13 protein-coding genes are annotated in these 20,085 nt (G+C 36.6%); 1 reads left to right on the forward strand and 12 read right to left on the reverse strand.

The features are described 5' to 3' along the window. Positions 1 to 15: 15 nt before the first annotated feature. From F823_RS0103650 to F823_RS0103690, 8 genes are all read right to left on the reverse strand, one after another. The gene (locus tag F823_RS0103650; protein ID WP_002843632.1) at positions 16 to 618 is read right to left on the reverse strand and encodes a restriction endonuclease subunit S; all 603 of its coding nucleotides are present in this window, start codon (positions 616 to 618) and stop codon (positions 16 to 18) included. 17 nt (positions 619 to 635) lie between these two features. After that, positions 636 to 1,943 (reverse strand): restriction endonuclease subunit S, encoded by a 1,308-nt coding sequence (locus tag F823_RS0103655; protein WP_019595390.1) that lies wholly within the window; start codon positions 1,941 to 1,943, stop codon positions 636 to 638. Next, positions 1,936 to 2,958, reverse strand: coding sequence for a virulence RhuM family protein (locus F823_RS0103660; RefSeq protein WP_002845978.1), 1,023 nt, complete (start codon positions 2,956 to 2,958; stop codon positions 1,936 to 1,938). Before F823_RS0103660 ends, F823_RS0103655 begins: the two co-directional genes overlap by 8 nt. Continuing rightward, entirely contained in the window at positions 2,958 to 4,526 is a 1,569-nt protein-coding gene (locus tag F823_RS0103665; RefSeq protein ID WP_002845977.1) for a type I restriction-modification system subunit M, read from the reverse strand. The genes F823_RS0103660 and F823_RS0103665 overlap by 1 nt, the downstream gene beginning before the upstream one ends. Before the next feature lie 515 nt (positions 4,527 to 5,041). Next, positions 5,042 to 5,605: a hypothetical protein gene (locus F823_RS0103675; protein ID WP_002843669.1), complete on the reverse strand. Its 564-nt coding sequence runs from the start codon at positions 5,603 to 5,605 to the stop codon at positions 5,042 to 5,044. Between the two features lie 73 nt (positions 5,606 to 5,678). Next, complete coding sequence (locus F823_RS0103680) at positions 5,679 to 6,758, reverse strand: PIN/TRAM domain-containing protein (protein ID WP_002843672.1); 1,080 nt, start codon at positions 6,756 to 6,758, stop codon at positions 5,679 to 5,681. 147 nt (positions 6,759 to 6,905) lie between these two features. Continuing rightward, positions 6,906 to 8,297, reverse strand: a complete 1,392-nt coding sequence (gene radA, locus F823_RS0103685) for a DNA repair protein RadA (protein WP_002845976.1) — start codon at positions 8,295 to 8,297, stop codon at positions 6,906 to 6,908. Positions 8,298 to 8,457: 160 nt separating this feature from the next. Next, entirely contained in the window at positions 8,458 to 10,386 is a 1,929-nt protein-coding gene (locus F823_RS0103690; RefSeq protein WP_002845975.1) for an elongation factor G, read from the reverse strand. A 443-nt stretch (positions 10,387 to 10,829) separates the two neighbouring features. Here F823_RS0103690 and F823_RS0103695 point away from each other — a divergent pair, with 443 nt between their 5' ends. After that, the gene (locus tag F823_RS0103695) at positions 10,830 to 12,146 is read left to right on the forward strand and encodes an APC family permease (protein WP_002845969.1); all 1,317 of its coding nucleotides are present in this window, start codon (positions 10,830 to 10,832) and stop codon (positions 12,144 to 12,146) included. A gap of 195 nt (positions 12,147 to 12,341) precedes the next feature. Here the strand turns inward: F823_RS0103695 and F823_RS0103700 are convergent, their stop codons facing one another. The 4 genes from F823_RS0103700 to F823_RS0103715 all read right to left on the reverse strand — a co-directional run bounded on the left by F823_RS0103700 (position 12,342) and on the right by F823_RS0103715 (position 20,084). Next, the gene (locus F823_RS0103700) at positions 12,342 to 15,785 is read right to left on the reverse strand and encodes a pyruvate carboxylase (RefSeq protein WP_002845968.1); all 3,444 of its coding nucleotides are present in this window, start codon (positions 15,783 to 15,785) and stop codon (positions 12,342 to 12,344) included. 439 nt (positions 15,786 to 16,224) lie between these two features. Next, entirely contained in the window at positions 16,225 to 18,216 is a 1,992-nt protein-coding gene (locus tag F823_RS0103705; protein WP_002845967.1) for an FtsX-like permease family protein, read from the reverse strand. After that, entirely contained in the window at positions 18,217 to 18,972 is a 756-nt protein-coding gene (locus F823_RS0103710) for an ABC transporter ATP-binding protein (RefSeq protein WP_002845966.1), read from the reverse strand. Between the two features lie 182 nt (positions 18,973 to 19,154). Beyond that, the gene (locus tag F823_RS0103715; protein WP_002844287.1) at positions 19,155 to 20,084 is read right to left on the reverse strand and encodes a sensor histidine kinase; all 930 of its coding nucleotides are present in this window, start codon (positions 20,082 to 20,084) and stop codon (positions 19,155 to 19,157) included. Between the last annotated feature and the right edge of the window lies 1 nt (position 20,085).

Here is a 20,085-nt window from a genome sequence, read left to right on the forward strand (position 1 = left end):
CACCTCCTTAAAAGATTATAACTGTTTAAAAGAAAGCAGCTTATCTCTATAAAATTCATATTGTTTTTGCCTTGCTTCTATTTCAGCAGGTAATCCTTCTGAAATGCTGTTGCATAGGGAATCAAACCTATCAAGTATTGAAACCATTCTATTTTGCTTCTCTATAGTGGGTAGCATAATCACAATGTCACCTAACTTACTCGGAGTAACTTCTATAACCTTAGTTCCATGTGCAAGTTTCTTTTTTTGATTGAAGAACATCACACTGTGGAAGTAGTATGATAGGAACTTTGGATTCTGATTATGACTGATAATAGCAGTGTGACCACTGATGGCAATATCTTCATCACCAATCCATGCTGTACAAGAACAAACATCTTCAACATTCTCGCTTGTAACAGCCATAACAATATCACCCGACTTAGCAATTTTTGATTTTGCAAATACTTCTTCATTCACAAAAGTCAAAGTCTTATCAGCAGCAATACCAAAATGAGTATACATCTGACCATAATGAATGCAAGGTCTACCGTTTTCTATAAAGTCCTTCTTTTGGAAATTACCACCTCGTACTATAGTTGCAATTTCACCAAGCTTAACAGGTGCATAGCCAAACACATACTGAATAAGCCTAATTATGTTCTGTCTGTCTGTCTGTCTGTCTGTCTGTCTGTCTGTCTGTCTGTCTGTCTGTCTGTCTGTCTGTCTGTCTGTGCGATTATGTTGCCGGTTTCAGCAAATGTCAATAGTAAATTGCGATAAAATTCATATTGTTTTTGCCTTGCTTCTATTTCAGCAGGCAGCCCAATATTCAAGTCGTTACATATCTTTTCGAAGTTATCCAGAACTTCTGCATAACGCTTTTGAACATCTAATGGTGGCAGTGGTATTTCAATTTGCTCGATTGACGGAACATTTGAATGTACCACCTTACTTTTAACCTTACCCTTACTCTTTTGTTCTCTTGCCATAGAGGTATTAAGAACATGAGCAAGATAACGAGGGTTTTGTTCGTGTTTCATTACAACAATATCCCCACCCGCAAGGCATTTATCATGTCCTACATAAGCAATAGATTTTGCAATATCTTCAACACTTTCACCAGTTATTGCAAAGAGAATATCTCCATGTTCAAAGTATTTAGGACTAGGAACATATTCTTCTTTTGTATGAGAAACACACTCACCAAACCATGTATTGTATGTAGTGTATATTTCCCCATATCTGACACAAGGGATACCTTCTTCAGTTACTTGGTCTCTTTTTATTCCTGCACCCCTATAAATAGAAGTGGCAATTTCTTTAAGCTTTACCATAGGTATATTAGCTTTAGGTTTTAATAATTCATCTCTATAATAGTCATACTGTTTCTTACGAGCTGTAAGCTCTGCTGTAAGCTCTGCTGTAAGTAACGTGAAAGAGTCCAATATACGGACTATTTCACGTTGTACCTCCAACGGAGGTACAGGAATAACAAATTCCATCATTTTTACTGAACTCAAATTAGGTTGAGCTCCACTTCCCGAAGAAACGTTATAAATATTTTGTGTCTGCGAAGATAACCAATGAAACAAATATCTTTTCATTAGCCATGATTCGTTTGGAACAAACAAACCTACTCGTTGATTTAAATAATAATATTTATCAGAATAATTATAACCAATTTTACCTGTTGTTGCTCCAGACATTGCTACAACTGTATCCCCTGGAGAAACTAAATATGACTCAAGATTTTCCTTATAATCATCTTTAGAAAAACAAACAAATTCTCCACTTATTGAATTATCTTGAATATTAGTAATTCTTAATATCGGTTTGCCCTCATTAGTAAATTTAGAACTCTTGAAACTAAAACCATTTTGGAATCTACAAACTTCTTTTAACTTTTTATACTCCACCCCATCAGGACACAATGTTTCAATCAATTCCTGTAATTTATTCATTTTGCTCACCTGCTTTCAACATTCGATTGACCGCCTTATCAAAATCAGAGGTGATTTTCTGTGTTTTGTTAAATTCTTCATATTCAGCCGACGCTTTTTCTTTTGCCGTTCTACCGGAGATTTTCCCTTTATCCCGCAGAATATCATATCGGCGAAACGCCAGAAATTCGTTCACGCTGGCGGCAAACTCCTCCATAGTAAAGGTATTTTCTCGCTCAATCAAATCTTCAATATAGTCGAAATAGCCTGTTACGGCACGCTCCAGTTGACGAATTTGTTTTTCTTCCAGATAGTTTTTCGCAACAACCACATCTGATTTCAAAATGCGTCCGTTCGGAGCATTTTTCCATGTAGTAAGCCCCATATTTTCTTTGGTTCTGTCAGCATAAGTATAGACAATTTCTGCCGCAGTCTGCCCTGTAATTGCAAAATGGAACTTGTTTTGCACCATAGCATAAAAATCATGGGTAATCTGTGTATTTTTATCATAGTCAATGCTACATTCCGCAAAGATGTCTGTGATTTGCTGCCAGATTCGTCTTTCGCTCGCACGGATTGAACGAACTCTTTCCAAAAGTTCACGGAAGTAGTCTTTCCCAAAGGCTGTTTTGCCCTGCTTCAAGCGTTCATCATCCATAGCAAAGCCTTTTATCATATATTCCTTCAAAACACTGGTAGCCCAGATTCTGAAACTTGTTGCCCGTTTGGAATTTACTCTGTAACCAACAGATATGATTGCATCGAGGTTATAAAATTGTGTTTCTTTGCTTTGCGTTTTTCCCTCGATAGCTCCGTGTTGAGTGGTTGTTGCAATTTTTGCAACAACCACTTTTTCGTCAAGCTCGCCCTCATTGAAAATATTTTTCAAGTGCCTGCTTATGGAAGATTTATCGACATCAAACAATTCAGCCATTGCTTTTTGCGTAAGCCAAATTGTTTCGTCTTTCACAAGCGCATTGACTGAAACATTTTCTTCAGCGGTTTGATATACTAAAAAATTAAAATCATTTTCCATCACTGCACCTCGATTTCTGCGATAATCTTCGCAATCTCATCACGAAGCACCTGCTCACGAGCGACAATTTCTTTGATTTCTGCATTGAGCTTAACGATATCAATCTTTTCTCTTGTGTCCTCTGCTTCTACATAAGTTGATACAGAAAGGTTGTAGTCATTTTCAGAAATCTCATCGTAGGTTGCAAGATGTGAGAAATGCTCAATTTCACTGCGATTTGCAAAGCATCCCACAATCTTATCCATATTGTCTTGAGTCAGCTTATTGTTATTGGTAACTTTTACGCACTCGTTGCTCGCATCGATAAACAGCGTTTTATTATCTACCTTGTTCTTTTTCATTACCATAATGCAAGTTGCAATAGATGTGCCAAAGAAAAGGTTCGGTGGCAACTGAATTACACAATCAACAAAGTTGTTATCAATAAGGTACTTTCTTATTTTCTTTTCAGCGCCACCACGGTACATAATACCGGGGAAACATACAATCGCAGCTGTTCCGTTACTTGCAAGCCATGAAAGGCTATGCATAATAAAGGCAAGGTCAGCCTTGCTCTTTGGTGCAAGAACACCTGCAGGAGAAAAACGAGGATCATTGATAAGTAATGGATTATTATCACCAGTCCACTTAATGGAATATGGCGGATTTGAAACGATAAGTTCAAAAGGTTCATCATCCCAATGTGCCGGAGCGATAAGGGTATCTTCGCAAGCAATATTAAATTTATCAAATCCAATATCGTGTAAAAACATATTGATACGACAAAGGTTGTAGGTTGTAATATTGATTTCCTGTCCATAAAAACCATTACGAATCTTATCTCTACCAAGTATTTTTTCCGCCTTTAAAAGTAGCGAACCAGATCCGCAAGCTGGATCATACACCTTGTTGATTTCAGTTTTTCCAACTGTACCAAGTCTTGTAAGAAGCTCTGATACATCAGCAGGAGTAAAGAACTCTCCACCCGATTTACCAGCATTTGATGCATACATTGTCATAAGATATTCATAGGCATCTCCAAACGCATCAATATCGTGATCCTTAACATTTCCAAGATTCATATCCGCCACACCGTCAAGGAGTTTACAAAGTTTTTCATTTCTCTTTGCAACAGTAGAGCCAAGTTTATTACTGTTTACATCAAAATCATCAAATAAACCTGCAAAGTCGGATTCTGATTCACTGCCTTTTGCAGATTCCTCTATGTGACGGAATACCTTTTCAAGTGTTTCATTCAGATTTTCATTATCCTTGGCTTTTGCCCTTACATTACAAAATAGTTCAGAAGGAAGAATGAAAAAGCCTTTCTCCTCAACAAGTCCTTCTCTTGCCTCTTTGGCCATCTCATCAGAAATCTTTGCAAAATCAAAATCGCTATTTCCTGCTTCAATTTCTCCTTCGTTGATGTAGTTAGTAATATTTTCAGAAATATATCTATAGAACATAGTACCAAGTATATAGTTTTTGAAATCCCATCCATCTACAGCACCACGAAGTTCATCTGCAATTGCCCATATTGCTCTGTGAAGTTCATCACGTTCCTGTTCTTTCTTATTATCAATAGACATTATTTTTTTCCCTCCACTTCAAAATCGAGCCATGACTCTTCAACGCCTGTATAGTCAACATCGTTTTTAAGGCAGAACTCTTTTATATTTTTCATAGCATTAAGGTTAGGCTTTGCTTTGCCACCTTCCTATCTATTCACAGTAGAAAATGCCACTTTAATTTTTTTAGCAAAGTCTTGCTGCGAAAGAAAGCATCATTGTCTAATTCTTTTAATTTCATCTGGAAATCCCATTATGCATCTCCTTGCGTAAACATTTCAATAATATAGCGTTATTATACCATATAATAATAATTTTTACTATCTCCTAAAGCTACCTAGTAGAAGGACAAAATTTATAGAGCATTTGAAAACTTTTTTCTGAAAAAATTCAAATTTAGCCGGAAAAATATCTTTCAAACTCCCTTAGATAGTTAGAAAGGAAAAAAGAGGAACAAAGCTTTTATTTCTAAATTAAATAGAAAAAATACAATTTGGAAATAAAAAGCCACCGAGTGGTGGCTTTTAGCTTTCAATTTAATTATCTTCTTCTAGCATTTCTAAACATTCATCTAAATCAAATTCTTCCGTGAATTCTGGATCCATATGGGTTAATAAGTGCCAGTCTTCTGAATCTTTTTTTCTAAATAGGATTGCTTCTCCGTCTTCTGAACCTAAGTAGGCTCTTTCTACTTGGTAGCCTTTCTTTTCTAGATTTTTCTTTACTTCTAAATAATTATTTTCTCTCGCTTTTATATATTCTCTTAAATCTGAATTCGCTACTGTGTAGGCATCCACTCTAGTTGCACCTTCTACGATTCCTTTTCCTTTTTTAGATAGGTTTGGAATTTCTTTCCAATATACTTCTACATCGCCATCTCCTGTAAACATAAGCTTAGTTAGTGGTACTATGTTGCCATTTATTTCTAGTTCCATGTAGTCTGAGATTGAATCTAGCTTTATAGTTTCGTATTCAAATCCGTCTATTTCTTCAAATTTGTATCCTTTAAGTTGAGATACAAATTTTCTTCCTTCTTCTATGGTGTCAAATAGTCCTAGCTCTGTGCTCATTCCATCTTGGTATAATTCTAATATAAACATTCTTCTCCTTATCTATTTAACTCTATTTCAAATTTAAAACTTGAATGTCTTATGATTGTCTTAATTCATAGAACTACTTGACCTTGGCGAATATCATCCTACCTGCTGGAGTCTGAAGTATTGAAGTTACTACTACTGTCCTAGTTTCATTGATAAACTTCTTACCATTCTCTACTACTATCATAGTACCATCGTCAAGGTAGGCAACACCCTGTTGGTTTTCCTTACCTTCTTTAACTATTGTAATCAACATCTCTTCACCAGGTATAGCTATTGGCTTGACCGCATTAGCAAGTTCGTTTATATTCAAGACCTCAACCCCCTGAACCTGGGCTACCTTATTTAAGTTGAAGTCATTTGTAACTACCTTGCCCTTTAGGACTGATGCCAATCTTAAAAGCTTGATGTCAACCTCTGCTATATCATCAAAGTCTTGGTTGGTTACCTCTACTTCTATTGAACCATCTTCTTGGATCTCGTTTAGTATATCAAGACCCCTTCTACCCCTGACCCTCTTAAGGTCATCGGCTGAATCTGCTATGTGTCTTAGCTCATCAAGGACAAACTGGGGTATAACAAGCTTACCCTCTATAAAACCTGTCTTGCAGATATCGGCTATTCTACCATCTATTATTACAGATGTATCCAATACCTTAGGTGGAATATTTCTCTTCAACTTTTTGTGTTTTTCAGATTCTTTCTTCTCACCCTGCTGTCTTAGTTTAAATAAATTAGCCAACTCGTTCTTGCTTCTTACGCCTATCCTGATTCCTATAAGTCCAAATATAATGTATGATATAATAGATAGTACCGGTCCAACTATATACAAGTTTTCCAATAATTTACTGACAAAGAAAGCAATAAAGAATCCCAATAATAATCCCACCGACCCAAGTATAATATCTACCTGAGAATATACTGACAACTCCTTGTCGAATTTCTTACTTATCTTTTTTAATTGCTTGCTAGCAATCGGCTCCAATAAAAAGAATATTACTCCAACTACAATTCCTAATGCTATACCGCCCCAATAACCATACTTGGTATGTAGGTCTTTTATAAAGGACATCTCTGGTGTTAGCGATAGGTAAATCGTAGTCGTAAGTGCAAACCCTACTAGAGCAAATACAAACCTTCTTAGTTTTGCTAACATTATTTCACCTCCTATTAAAATATTGTTTTAATTATAAAACCTTGACTATAATATAGACCAAAAAGCTTGTTTTTAGCTTAGCCTATAAATATTTCATGATCAAACTTTAGAAAAAACTGATTTTTCCAAGCCCAATAACTTATCCAACTAGTTGCCCATCAAGGCATACATGGCCTGTCTTAAATTAGACACCGGAACAATCTCTAGACTATATTCTTTTTTGAATTCATTTAAGTAGTTTCCTCTAGGTATAATCATCTTTTTGAAACCTAATTTTTCACATTCTATTATTCTTTTTTCAATGAAACTCACTGTTCTGACCTCTCCAGTAAGACCTATTTCCCCTGTGACAACCACACTTGCATCTATAGGTATGTTCTTGAAACTAGAAGCTACTGCCAATGCGATTCCTAGGTCCATAGATGGATCATTTATCTTTAGACCACCTATAATATTTACAAATACATCCTGGTTTTGAATTTGAAGACCGACAACTTTTTCAAGCACTGCCAAGATAAGGGCTACCCTATTGTTGTCTACACCGGTTGTCGTCCTCCTTGGATAACCGAAATTGGTTGTCGCAACAAGGGCCTGGAGTTCAAGTAACATAGACCTTGTACCTTCAACAGTTGATACTATTACAGAACCAGATGCATCACTTGGCTTTTCAGATATTAGTACCTTGGATGGATTTTCTAACTCTTCAAGTCCATTTGCCTTCATCTCAAATACACCAAGTTCATTTGTTGAACCAAACCTATTTTTAACTGCCCTAAGAAGCCTATAGGTATTATATCTTTCACCCTCAAAATACAAGACGGTATCCACCATGTGTTCAAGAAGTTTGGGACCGGCTAGGGAGCCTTCCTTTGTTACATGGCCCACTATAAAAGTAGAGATACCCTTTGACTTGGATATATTCATAAACTTTGAAGTACCTTCTTTTATCTGGCTTACAGTTCCAGGAGCTGCATTTATTTCTGGAGATATCATGGTCTGTATAGAGTCCACTACAATTGCATCGGGCTTGATATCCTCTATTTGAGACTCTATAGCTGCAAGATTATTTTCTGTGTATATATAGAGATTATCTGAATCTACACCTAGTCTTTTGGCCCTCATCTTTATCTGGTTTTCACTTTCTTCACCAGATACATACAAGAGCTTTTTGCCAGATCTAGCTATGTTGTTGGACACTTGAAGAAGTAGAGTTGACTTTCCTATACCAGGATCTCCACCTACTAAGATCAATGAAGCCGGTATGATTCCGCCACCCAGTACCCTATCTAGTTCAGGTATCATTGTAGAAAATCTCTCTTCCCTATGGCTCTGTATTGAGTTGATTTTAACAGGCTTTGTGTCAGTTTTTATAGATGCCCTCAAGGCTCTTTCCTTGATAGCTTTTTCCTTTGGTGTCTCCTTTACCTCTGTCTCTTCCACAAAGGTATTCCACTGCAAACACTCTGGACATTTACCTAGCCACTTTGGATTTTCATAGCCACAGTTCTGACATACATACTTAGTTCTAATCTTTGCCATAAATTTTAACAATACCCCCTTAAATTTACCTTAAAGTAAAAATTAAATTCTAGCTTCTATTATACCACATGTGAACTTGCAATAATCCAAATATAATAAATAAAAATGTTGCGAGGAGAAAAGTCCCCCCGCAACGGATAATAAAAAGGTAGGTTGTGAACTACTGGTCTTTCCTTACTCCAGCAACTATCTTTTCTGCTGCTGAAGAAGGAACTTCTGCATATGAATCAAACTCCATCTCAAAATATCCACGTCCCTGAGTCATTGACTTAAGGTCTATAGCATACTTGAATGTCTCTCCCTGTGGAGCTAAGGCTTCTAGCACCTGCTTGCCCTTGCCATTTGATTCCATGCCAAGGATCTTACCTCTTCTCTTGTTCATATCTCCCATAACATCTCCCATATATTCTTCTGGTATAGTTATGGTAAGTTTCATAACTGGCTCAAGAAGGATAGGTTTTGCCTCTTCCATACCCTTTTTAAAGGCTATAGATGCAGCCATCTTAAAGGCCATCTCTGAAGAGTCAACATCGTGGTAAGAGCCATCATATAATACAGCCTTTATATTTGTCACAGGATATCCAGCTAATACACCCTTTAGCATTGAATCTCTTAGACCCTTTTCTACTGCCGGTACATATGACTTTGGCACTGATCCACCGAACAGTTCTTCAGTAAATTCAAATTCTTCATCTGACCTTGAGAACCTAATCTTTACATGACCATACTGACCATGACCACCAGACTGCTTCTTATGCTTTCCTTCTACATCTGAACTAGCCTTTATAGTCTCCCTATAAGGAACTTTTAGGTCTGATAGTTCAACCTCTAGGCCAAACTTGTCCTTCATCTTATTTACTAGTGTCTTTAGGTGAAGGTCTCCCTGGCCACCTATTAGAGCCTGATGTGTTTCATTATTTCTATAGTATTCAAGAGTTGGGTCTTCACCAACTAGTCTTGTTATAACAGTAGCCATCTTGTCTTCATCATTCTTGTTCTTAGGTGATATAGCATAGTAAATCTGTGGCTTAGGGAATACTATATCTATATCAGACTGGGCATTCTTGTCTGTAGATATAAGTTTGCCTGTAGACAGTTTTGATACCTTAGTCACAACTATTATGTCTCCAGCATAGGCCTTGTCTAGTTCTATCAGTTCTCCACCTCTTATAGTATATATATTGGCTATCTTTTCTTTTGAACCATCCTCAAAATAAACCTCTGTATCTTTCTTTATCTGACCTGCCGTAACCTTTATATATGAAATTTTACCAATAAATGGATCTATGAAAGTCTTAAATACCGTTCCCTTAAACTTAGCGTCTTCATCAACAAATGATGGGTCTATATAACTTTCAAGAGAAGCCAATATCTCTGCTGTACCTACATTATTTATAGTAGAGCCTGATATTACCGGTACTATATCTCCCCTCTTAACTCCTATAGTTATTCCCTTTCTTATTTCATCGCGAGTAAGCTCTTGTCCCTCAAAGAATTTTTCTAAATAGTCGTCATCTGTCTCTGCAACCAATTCCATCAAGGCATCATATGACTTTTTAGCCTGGTCTACAAACTCACCTTCTAGTCCTTCATAGTCTTCAAATAGGTTATGTAGTTTAACAAACTTTCCATCTGAAAATTCTGGAGAAATCATAGGAACTATCTTGTTCTCAAACTTTTCGTCTAACATAGCTATTACGTCCTTGTATCTAGCCTTTTCATTGTCAATCTTGTTAATAAACATAATCTTAGGTATACCTTCTGTAAGCTCTAGAGCCTTCTCAGTACCTACCTGCATAGGATCTGTAGCATCGATTACTATTATAGCTGCGTCACTAGCTGCAAGAGCAGATACAACATCACCAGTAAAGTCAGTATAGCCAGGAGTATCTAGGAAGTTAAACTTGAATCCTTCATATTCAACCGGCATAAGACTCATGCTATAAGTCATCTGGACATTGTTGCTTAGCTTGGGAATCTTATTTACATTTGCTGCATGAGCAATTGTTTCAAGCAGATTAGTCTTACCACAACCACTATGACCCAAAACTGCAATATTTCTGATTTTTTCACTATTATAGACTTTCATAAGAGCACCTACCTTTTGTTTATTTTTGACTTTTCAGATATTAATAATATAAGACACTTTCATAAAAATACTTTATATTATATTAAGAGCAAAATTTCGTTTTCAATAGATAAAATTTTGGCCTCACAAGTCAATTATTAATTTATTCTACACTCATACTCAATATTCCTTTTTATACAGTAGTGATTTTTCAAAATTTTTATACATCTATTTTTTAACAATCGAAAGCCTTAAAAGCCTCTAATAGATAATAACTATAGATCTTTTCCTAATTATTGTGTAATTTTTATCATCTTTTTATGTTTTTAAATTTAAACTGTCATATTCATATAAAATACATGTGAAAAACTTTATGTGTTTTGTATTTTTTTAGGTTTTTTGCCTTGTTTTTTTAAAAAAATCAAGTTATAATTTAGTAAAAATGGTAAAGGGAGGTATTTGTAGTGGAAAATAACCAGTTACAAAAAAATCTTGGCTTAGGCGCTGCCCTATCTACTCTAATCGGTGGAGTTATAGGTTCTGGCGTATTTTTTAAGCCTCAAGCAATTTATACTGCAACAGGTGGAGCACCTGGTCTTGGTATATTAGGTTGGGTAGTGGCAGCACTAATCACAATAGCAGCAGGACTTACAGTTGCAGAACTAGCAGTAGTTATACCAAAAACAGGTGGTATGATGATGTACATCGAGGAAGTATATGGTAAGAAAATAGGGTTCTTATCAGGTTGGGTACAGGCATTATTATTCTATCCAGGTATGATTGCAGCTCTTGCAGTTATATTCTCAGAACAGTTCGCTGTTTTATCAGGAATGGCAGCACTTAAAGTTCCATTGGCAATCGTTCTTATATTATTAGTTGCATTCCTAAACTCAATGGGCAGCAAGTCTGGATCAATAATCCAGAACATATCTACTATCTGTAAGCTTGCAGTTCTAGTTGGTCTTATAATCTTAGGTTTTGTACTAGGTGATGGCAACAACACAGTAATCACTCCAATGACAGGTGAAGGAGTAAATGTAGCATCTGCATTCGGTCAGATACTACTTGCTATATTCTTCGCATTTGACGGATGGATGAATGTTACTGCACTTGCAGGTGAAATGAAAAACCCAGGTAAGGACCTACCAAAAGCAATCGTTGGTGGTATATCTGTTGTTGCAGCTGTTTACCTAATAATCAACGTATCTTACCTATGGGTAGCACCAGCTAGCGAACTTGCTAACTCAGTATCACCAGCCAGCCTAGTTGCTACAAGAATTCTTGGACCAGCAGGTGCCAAGGTAATAGGTGTAGGTATAATGGTATCAGTGTTCGGTGCAACAAATGCTTACCTATTCACAGGATCAAGAGTCCTATATGCTCTAGCTCAGTCTAAGCACCTACCACTATCTGAAAAGATCGGTAGCCTTAACAAGAGCCAGTCACCAGCATTTGCTCTACTAGTTCTATCTCTAATAGCTGCTGTATATGCACTTTCTGGACAGTTCAACCTACTAACTGACCTTGCAATGTTCTCGGTTTGGATATTCATAGTTCTTTCATTCCTAGCTGTTATCAAGCTAAGAAAGACTAAGCCAAACCTAGAAAGAAGCTACAAAGTGCCACTATATCCAATTATGCCAATAGTAGCTACAGCAAGTGGATTATTCGTTCTTGTTAGCCAGTTATTCAACGCTCCACTACTAGCTTGTGGATCAATTGCAATAATGTTACTAGGACTACCAGTATATTCAATCTATGAAAAAAAGCTAAGTAAATAAAAAGTTGTAAGCCAGTGTCTAAAGATGCTGGCTTTTTTTGTATCTGTTTTTGTACTACAAGAAGATAAAAAAATAAATATCTTCTAAAAATAAATTAGGCCCCTTATCAAACAAAGCTGATAAAGAGCCTAAATTTTTTCTGTTTAAGTTTTATATATAGATCTATACCAAGACCCTACAGTTACTTATTGGATATTACTCTCCCAATTCTTCTAACTGCATCAACAACTGCTTGTCTATTACCATATCGTTGACATCAACCTTGATATCTGCAACCTTACCAGCAGCCTTGGCAACTATATTTGTCTCCATCTTCATGGCCTCAATTACAATTAATGGCTGGTTTTCAGTTACTTCATCGCCCTTCTTAACAAGGATCTTGACAACCTTACCTGGTATTGATGCTCCTATCTGGTGAGGGTCATTCATGTCAGCCTTTTCTACACTTACTACCTTACCTGAATAGTTCATATCCTTGATATCTACGTCTCTTAGCATACCGTTAAGCTCAAACGTAAGAGTTCTCATTGCATCTTCTCTTGGCTCTCCGATATCTACTAGCTTGATTGTAAGGTTCTTACCTTCCTCTATTTCAACCTCACATTCCTGACCTATATTTAGGCCGTAGAAGAATACGTCTGATTCAAGCTCACTTACATCATTGAAGTCCTTAACATGGTTGATATAGTCATCAAACACCTTTGGATATAGTGAGTAACTTAGGACCTGTCTATGAGTAGGATCCTTAATTCCTAGGTCTTCTACTAGGTGCTTTCTAATTGCATCAAAGTCTTCAGCTGGAAGAAGTGATCCTGGTCTAGCTGTGATAGCTGGTTCACCCTTTAGGACTACTTCCTGTAGAGCCTGAGGTATACCACCAACTGGCTGGCCTATCATACCCTTACAGTAGTCAACTAGTGAGTCTGGGAATGACAACTTCTTACCTTCTTCTATGATGTTTTCTTCTGTTAGGTGGTTCTTTGTCATGAATATTGCAAGGTCACCAACTACCTTAGATGATGGAGTAACCTTGATGATATCTCCAACTACCCTGTTTGCTACCTTGTAGTTTTCCTTTACTTCTTCAAACCTGTTTACAAGTCCTAGTGAGTCTGCCTGTGGCTTAAGGTTTGTATACTGACCACCTGGTATTTCAAAGTCGTATATTTCTGCGTTTGTATTGACTAGGTCACTTTCAAACTTGTAGTAGATCTTTCTAAGGTCCCTATAGTACTTACCTAGTTCATTATAGCCGAACATATCTATCTGAGGGTCCCTATCTGTAAACTTTAGACCTTCAATCACTGAGTTTAGGGATGGCTGAGAAGTGATACCTGCCATAGATTCTAGGGCAGCATCTACTATATCTACACCTGCCTGTGAAGCCATTAGAAGTGTAGCAACACCATTACCACTTGTATCGTGAGTATGTAGGTGGATTGGCACATTTACATTCTGCTTTAATGCAGTGATTAGTTCATAGGCTGCATATGGCTTTAGTAGGCCTGCCATGTCCTTGATACCTATGATATCTGAACCTGCAGCTTCTAATTCTCTTGCCATATTTACATAGTAGTCAATTGTGTACTTAGTCTTGTCTGGGTCAAGTACATCACCTGTATAACACATGGCAGCTTCGACTATCTTTCCTGTCTTCTGGGCTATATCTATTGACTGCTTCATATTTTCAACCCAGTTTAGTGAGTCAAATATCCTGAATACGTCTATACCAGACTTTGCTGATTCCTTGATGAATTCTTCTATTACGTTGTCTGGATAGTTCTTGTAACCAACCGCGTTAGAAGCTCTAAGTAGCATCTGGAAATTGATTGATGGTATAGCCTCTCTTAGCTTGTGTAGTCTATTCCATGGTGATTCTTTTAGGAATCTGTAGGCTACGTCAAATGTAGCTCCCCCCCACATTTCTAGTGAGAACATATCCTTTTGATAGTGCTCTGTTGCAGCTGCTACCTTCATCAAGTCGTATGTTCTAAGTCTAGTAGCTATTAGAGACTGGTGAGCATCTCTCATAGTTGTATCTGTAAATAATAATTTCTTTTCGTTCTTTATTTCTTTTAGGTAGTCTTCCTTACCTAGTCTAAGTAATTTTTCCCTACTACCTTCAACCTGCTTGATTTCTCTCATTCTAGGTTCGTATAGGGCATCAAATTCTTTTCTTCCCTTACACTTGCTTTCGTTGACAACGACATCACCAATGAACTTAAGTAGCTTAGTACCCCTATCCTTTGATTCCTTGATATCGAATAGCTGAGGGTTTTCATCTATAAAGTTTGTAGAGCACTTACCTTCTATAAACTGAGGGTCTAATAGTACGTTTACTAGGAAGCCTACATTAGTCTTTACGCCCCTTACTCTCATTTCCTTGATTGACCTTACCATCTTGTTGATAGCACCCTGGAAAGTTCTATCATATGATATAGTCTTTACTAGAAGTGAGTCATAGTATGGGCTGATAGTAGCTCCTGTAAATCCGTTACCACCATCAAGTCTGATACCTGCACCTGAGCCTGACCTATATACTTGGATCTTACCAGTATCTGGCATAAAGTTCTTCTTAGGATCTTCTGTAGTGATTCTACACTGGATAGAATATCCTCTTAACTGGATATCATCCTGGCCCTTTATATTGATTTCTGGGTCAGATAGCTTATAGCCCTGGGCTATCATTATCTGGCTCTGTACTATATCTATACCTGTAACCTGCTCAGTAACAGTATGCTCAACCTGGACTCTTGTATTCATCTCTATAAAGTAGTGGTTGCCATGCTTGTCTACTAGGAACTCAAGAGTACCAGCACTTTTATAGTTTACATGCTTGGCTATCCTTACAGCATCCTGGCATATCTTTTCCCTTATTTCAGTTGGAAGTGAAAAGGCTGGAGCATGTTCGATAATCTTCTGGTGTCTTCTCTGGACAGAACAGTCTCTTTCATATAGGTGGACGATATTTCCATATGCATCCCCTAGTATCTGAACCTCTATATGCTTAGGATCTTCTATATATTTTTCTATAAATATTATATCTTCACCAAATGCCTTTCTTGATTCACTTCTAGCGTTTTCAAATTCTATCTCTAGGTCTTCTTCACGGCGGACTATTCTCATACCTCTACCGCCACCACCATTAGATGCCTTTACCATTACAGGGTAACCTATCTCTGCGGCAACTTCCTTGGCTTCCTTGATAGTCTTTAGGGCCTTTTCTACACCCGGTATTGTAGGAACATTAGCTGCATGAGCCACTATCTTAGAATTAATCTTGTCACCCAGCTGTTCCATGATACTTGAGTCCGGACCTATAAATGTTATGCCATTCTCTTCACACTTTCTTGCAAATTCTGCATTCTCAGATAAAAATCCATAACCAGGATGTATGGCATCTACTTTCTTTCTCTTGGCAAGAGATATGATACCATCAATATCAAGATATGCATCAACTGGCCCCTTACCTTCACCTATCAAGTAAGATTCGTCTGCCTTAGTCCTAAATAGTCCGTACTTGTCTTCTTCGCTGTATATACCAACACTTCTAATCTGTAGCTCTGCACAGGCTCTAAAAATTCTTATAGCAATTTCTCCCCTGTTGGCTACCAATACTTTGTTAAACTTTTTAAGCATATATTAACCTCCACTTTATTTTTCAATTTAATACATCTATTATATACTAATCTCACTTTATTTTAAATACGTTTTCTTCAAGTTTTAATAAAATAATGAATTATATCTAAAATTCTAAATATAATTCTTTATAGAGGGATAAAAACGAACGATAATAAAGTCCTATTTTTTATATGTTGGATTTTGAGGTGGTTGTTCTAACTAGATAAGTTTTTTTGCGTATGTTTTATTATTTTACATAAAAAATGTACGCTTTTGGGTTAGAGACTTTTAAGTCTTCCAAAAGCGTACATTTATTTGTTTATATATTTTAAATTTTTAAACCAAGATCAATATCTAAGTAAATAGAGTTGATTTTATATATGGTTTTTGTAAATTAATTTATTAGATGAAAATATATTTTTGCAAGTTTTCATCATACTCTATCATTTGTTTTTAATTAATTTACAATTTTATAATATATATTAGACGTGATTTTAAACACTACTAGGTAAAACACTAGGAATACTAGGGTAACTATAAGAAGATTTTTAACCAATATTCCATAAGACCATACCCCAAATAGTCCCAACAGCCCATTCAAGACCTTAGACGCTACTGCTGTATGTACCACAGCAACAAACAATGGTATAAACAACATCCATATTATCTGAGATGATGCAGTCTTCTTGATCATATCATCTGGTAGACCGACCTTTTTCATTATCTGGTAGTTGGCCCTATCCTCATAACCCTCTGTCAACTGCTTGTAGTAGGTCACAAGCACTGTTCCGACCAAGAACATTATACCTATTAGGATACCTATAAACAAGAAACCACCATTGAAGTTATAGCCTATTTCCCTCACATCAACCTTTGTCAAAACATCCATATTATTTCTTGAAGCCACAGACTTTAGGGTCTTCGTATAGGCTGACTCATTTCTAGCCTCGCTAGAATTTTTATCTAGGTTCCACAGGGCCTCAATGTTTGTATCAATTTTATAGTTATTGACACTATAATACTTGTTTATATCGACCATTGTCTTGTAGTCCTTTACAACTATATGGTAGGCATCTATGGCATATTCTGATCCAGAATCAGATTCCCCTCTTATGACCCTGTAGTTTTTGTCTGCTATCTTAAAATGGTCATAATCCATTATCCTCTTGTTGTTTGATGTCATTAGGACCTGGTTGTCTTCTAGGCTTATATTTTTGCCCTTTGACCTATTATATGAATCTAGGGTCTCTATTAGGCCATATACAGGAAGACCTGATGGTTTTTTGCCTGACTTAGTCTTTTGTAATATATCAAGTGTAGAACCTGACTTTAACATAGGAACCAGACTAGACCTCTTTGTATATAGGCCCTTTATATCTGATTTATCAGTAACTGTTGATTTGACTAGGTCTGTCATCGACTTTTCTATCTTTAGTATTTCGTCATTTGACATACTAGCTGGTATACTGTCTTCATAGGAAATAGAGTAGTCCCTAGCAAGTTTTGAATTTACCACTCCCTCAATGCCTGAATATATTGACATTGTTGATCCTATAGTAACTATTACAGAAGTCGACATAACTGCTATCGAAGCCAAGCCCATACCGTTAGCCTTCATCCTGTACAGCATACCAGATATAGATAAGAAATTCTTTGTCTTGTAGTAAGACTCCCTCTTTTTGAGTAATTTCAATATCCATATAGAGAATGATACAAACAAGAAATATGTAGCACCTATTACCATGACTACAGCCACAAAGAAATTCTTTAAACTGTTAAGTGTACCATCTGATGCCAAGGCTAGATAGTAACCACCTGCAAGTAAAAGCACACCCAATAAAGATATGATAAACTTTGACTTAGACTCCTTTTGACCAGCCTTTTGCTGGGCAAGTAGCTGCATAGGACTAACCGCCCTTATATTCCAACATGATATTATGTATACAGCTATAAATATAATCACTGTAAACATAAACAGGTATAGTGCAGACTCGTAGGAGAATGTATAATTCATCAATTTGACATTTACATCCTTCATAATCTTATTAAGTCCTAAAAAGCTCAATTTACCAAATACATGGCCTTCAAGCAGACTCAAAATACCTATTACAAGAAATGTAATAAATTCCTCAATAAAGATAATTTTCCTGATATGCCTAGTTTCAAGCCCCAATATAGAATAAAGGGCAAATTCCTTAGACCTTCTCTTTACCAAGTACCTATTAGCATAAATAATAAACATAAAGGTAAATATAGCAACTATCAATGTACCAAAGTTGATAACCATAGGCAGGTCCTTATGCCTATGTATAACATAGTCATTGCTGACTAAGGACCTCATTATATAAAATAGGGACAACATGATACTTGATGACAGGATAAATGGCACCAACATGACCCTATTAGTCTTCATATTCTTAAGGGCAAATTTGCTGAGTATCGAAGTCATCTACCTGTCACCCCCTCTACCCATAAGCATCATAGACTGGTTGATCCTCTCCATAAATACTTCCTTGTCTTCATTTCCCTTGTATAGCTCATGGTAGACACCACCGTCCTTTATAAACAATACCCTAGATGCATATGATGCAGCCCTAAGAGAATGGGTAACCATAAGTATAGTCTGACCTCCTGCATTTATCTTAGAGAAAAGATTAAGTATCATCTCTGAAGAACTTGAATCCAAGGCTCCTGTAGGCTCATCGGCAAGGATGATCCTAGGATTCGTTATTATGGCCCTAGCTATTGCAACCCTCTGCTTTTGCCCACCAGACACTTCGTATGGATACTTTTCCAACAACTTGTCTATTCCAAGGGGTGACTTGATCTTGTTTATCTTGGCTAGCATATCCTTATGTTTCATACCTGATAGGACAAGGGGCATATATATATTGTCCCTATTTGAAAAAGTATCTAGTAGGTTAAAGTCCTGGAATACAAATCCCAGTTCATTTCTCCTAAAGGCTGCCAACTCCTTGTCCTTCATCTGACCTATATTCTTTCCTCCTATTAAGACAGACCCCTCTGTAGGTCTATCTAAACTAGCTACAATGTTTAATAGAGTCGTCTTTCCCGAACCTGACTCACCCATTATAGCTATAAATTCACCTTCGTTTACTGAGAAGTTAAGGTCAGTCAATGCCTCAACCCTAGCTCCCTTATCTCCATATATCTTTTTAACGTTTTGTACTTCTAGTATTTTCATATTCTTGCTCCTCTCCTTACCTTATAGGTATATTTTAGCAAGTATTTGTAGTCTTAGCATTTATCTAAGATTACAATAGTAGGTCCCAATCTTACAAAATTGAAAGAAAGCTATAATAAACTACAAAAAAACTATAATAAACTACAAAAAAACTATAATAGACTACAGGAGTCCAAAACAAACTATAGGTCCCTATAGTCCCTCTCTTTTGGAAAATCCAAAAAGAAGCTAGAACCAACCCCTAACTCAGACTCAACCCTGATATTTATGGATAACTTGGAAGATATACTAGTAGCCAAAAACAAGCCTAGACCACTAGACTTTTGATTGAGCCTACCATTGAATCCAGAGTAGCCCCTGTCAAATATCTTCGGTATGTCCTCAGGCCTGATACCTATACCAGTATCCCTTATTTCTAAGGAGTTTGATTCTCTATGAAATACAAACTTTACGCTTCCATTGCTGGTATACTTGGCGGCATTGGACACAAGTTGCTCCACCAATATAGACAGCCAGCTATAATCGGACACCACACTTATATCCATAGGTTTGTAGTCTATACTGATGTGGTTTGATATAAATACCATAGAATATTTCTTTAAGACCGACCTTATTATATCATCAAGGTATACACTAGTTAGGTCCATATCTGCCTGCCTATTTACAATCTTGAGGTAGGTCATGGCCATATTTGTATAGTCTTCAATATACATAAGTTCTTTTTTAAGGTCGTTTTTAAGTCTTGTATTGTCTTCATCCATCTCATCAACCAGAAGATTGGCAACTGTTATTGGAGTCTTCATCTGGTGGATCCATATAGTGTAGTAGTCCCTCATATCATTTTTTTCATTGGTCATCTTATTGATAAGTTGTTTTTTCTCAAATGTCAAATTGTCAACCTGGTCTGCCATAGATAGGCTCTTCTTATGACCTACAAGTATAAATATTAAATATGCTAGCATAAAAAATATCATTATCTCTATGGCCATATAATAGTATTCCATACCAAGGTTGGACACTTTAAAAGTAATATAAAACACCATTGAGAATAAAATAAATATAAGCAACTGAGGGTAAACCCTCCTAAGATACGAACCTAAATACCTCTTCATA

Source organism: Peptostreptococcus anaerobius VPI 4330 = DSM 2949 (assembly GCF_000381525.1).
In the GTDB taxonomy this organism is placed as follows: Bacteria; Bacillota; Clostridia; order Peptostreptococcales; family Peptostreptococcaceae; genus Peptostreptococcus; species Peptostreptococcus anaerobius.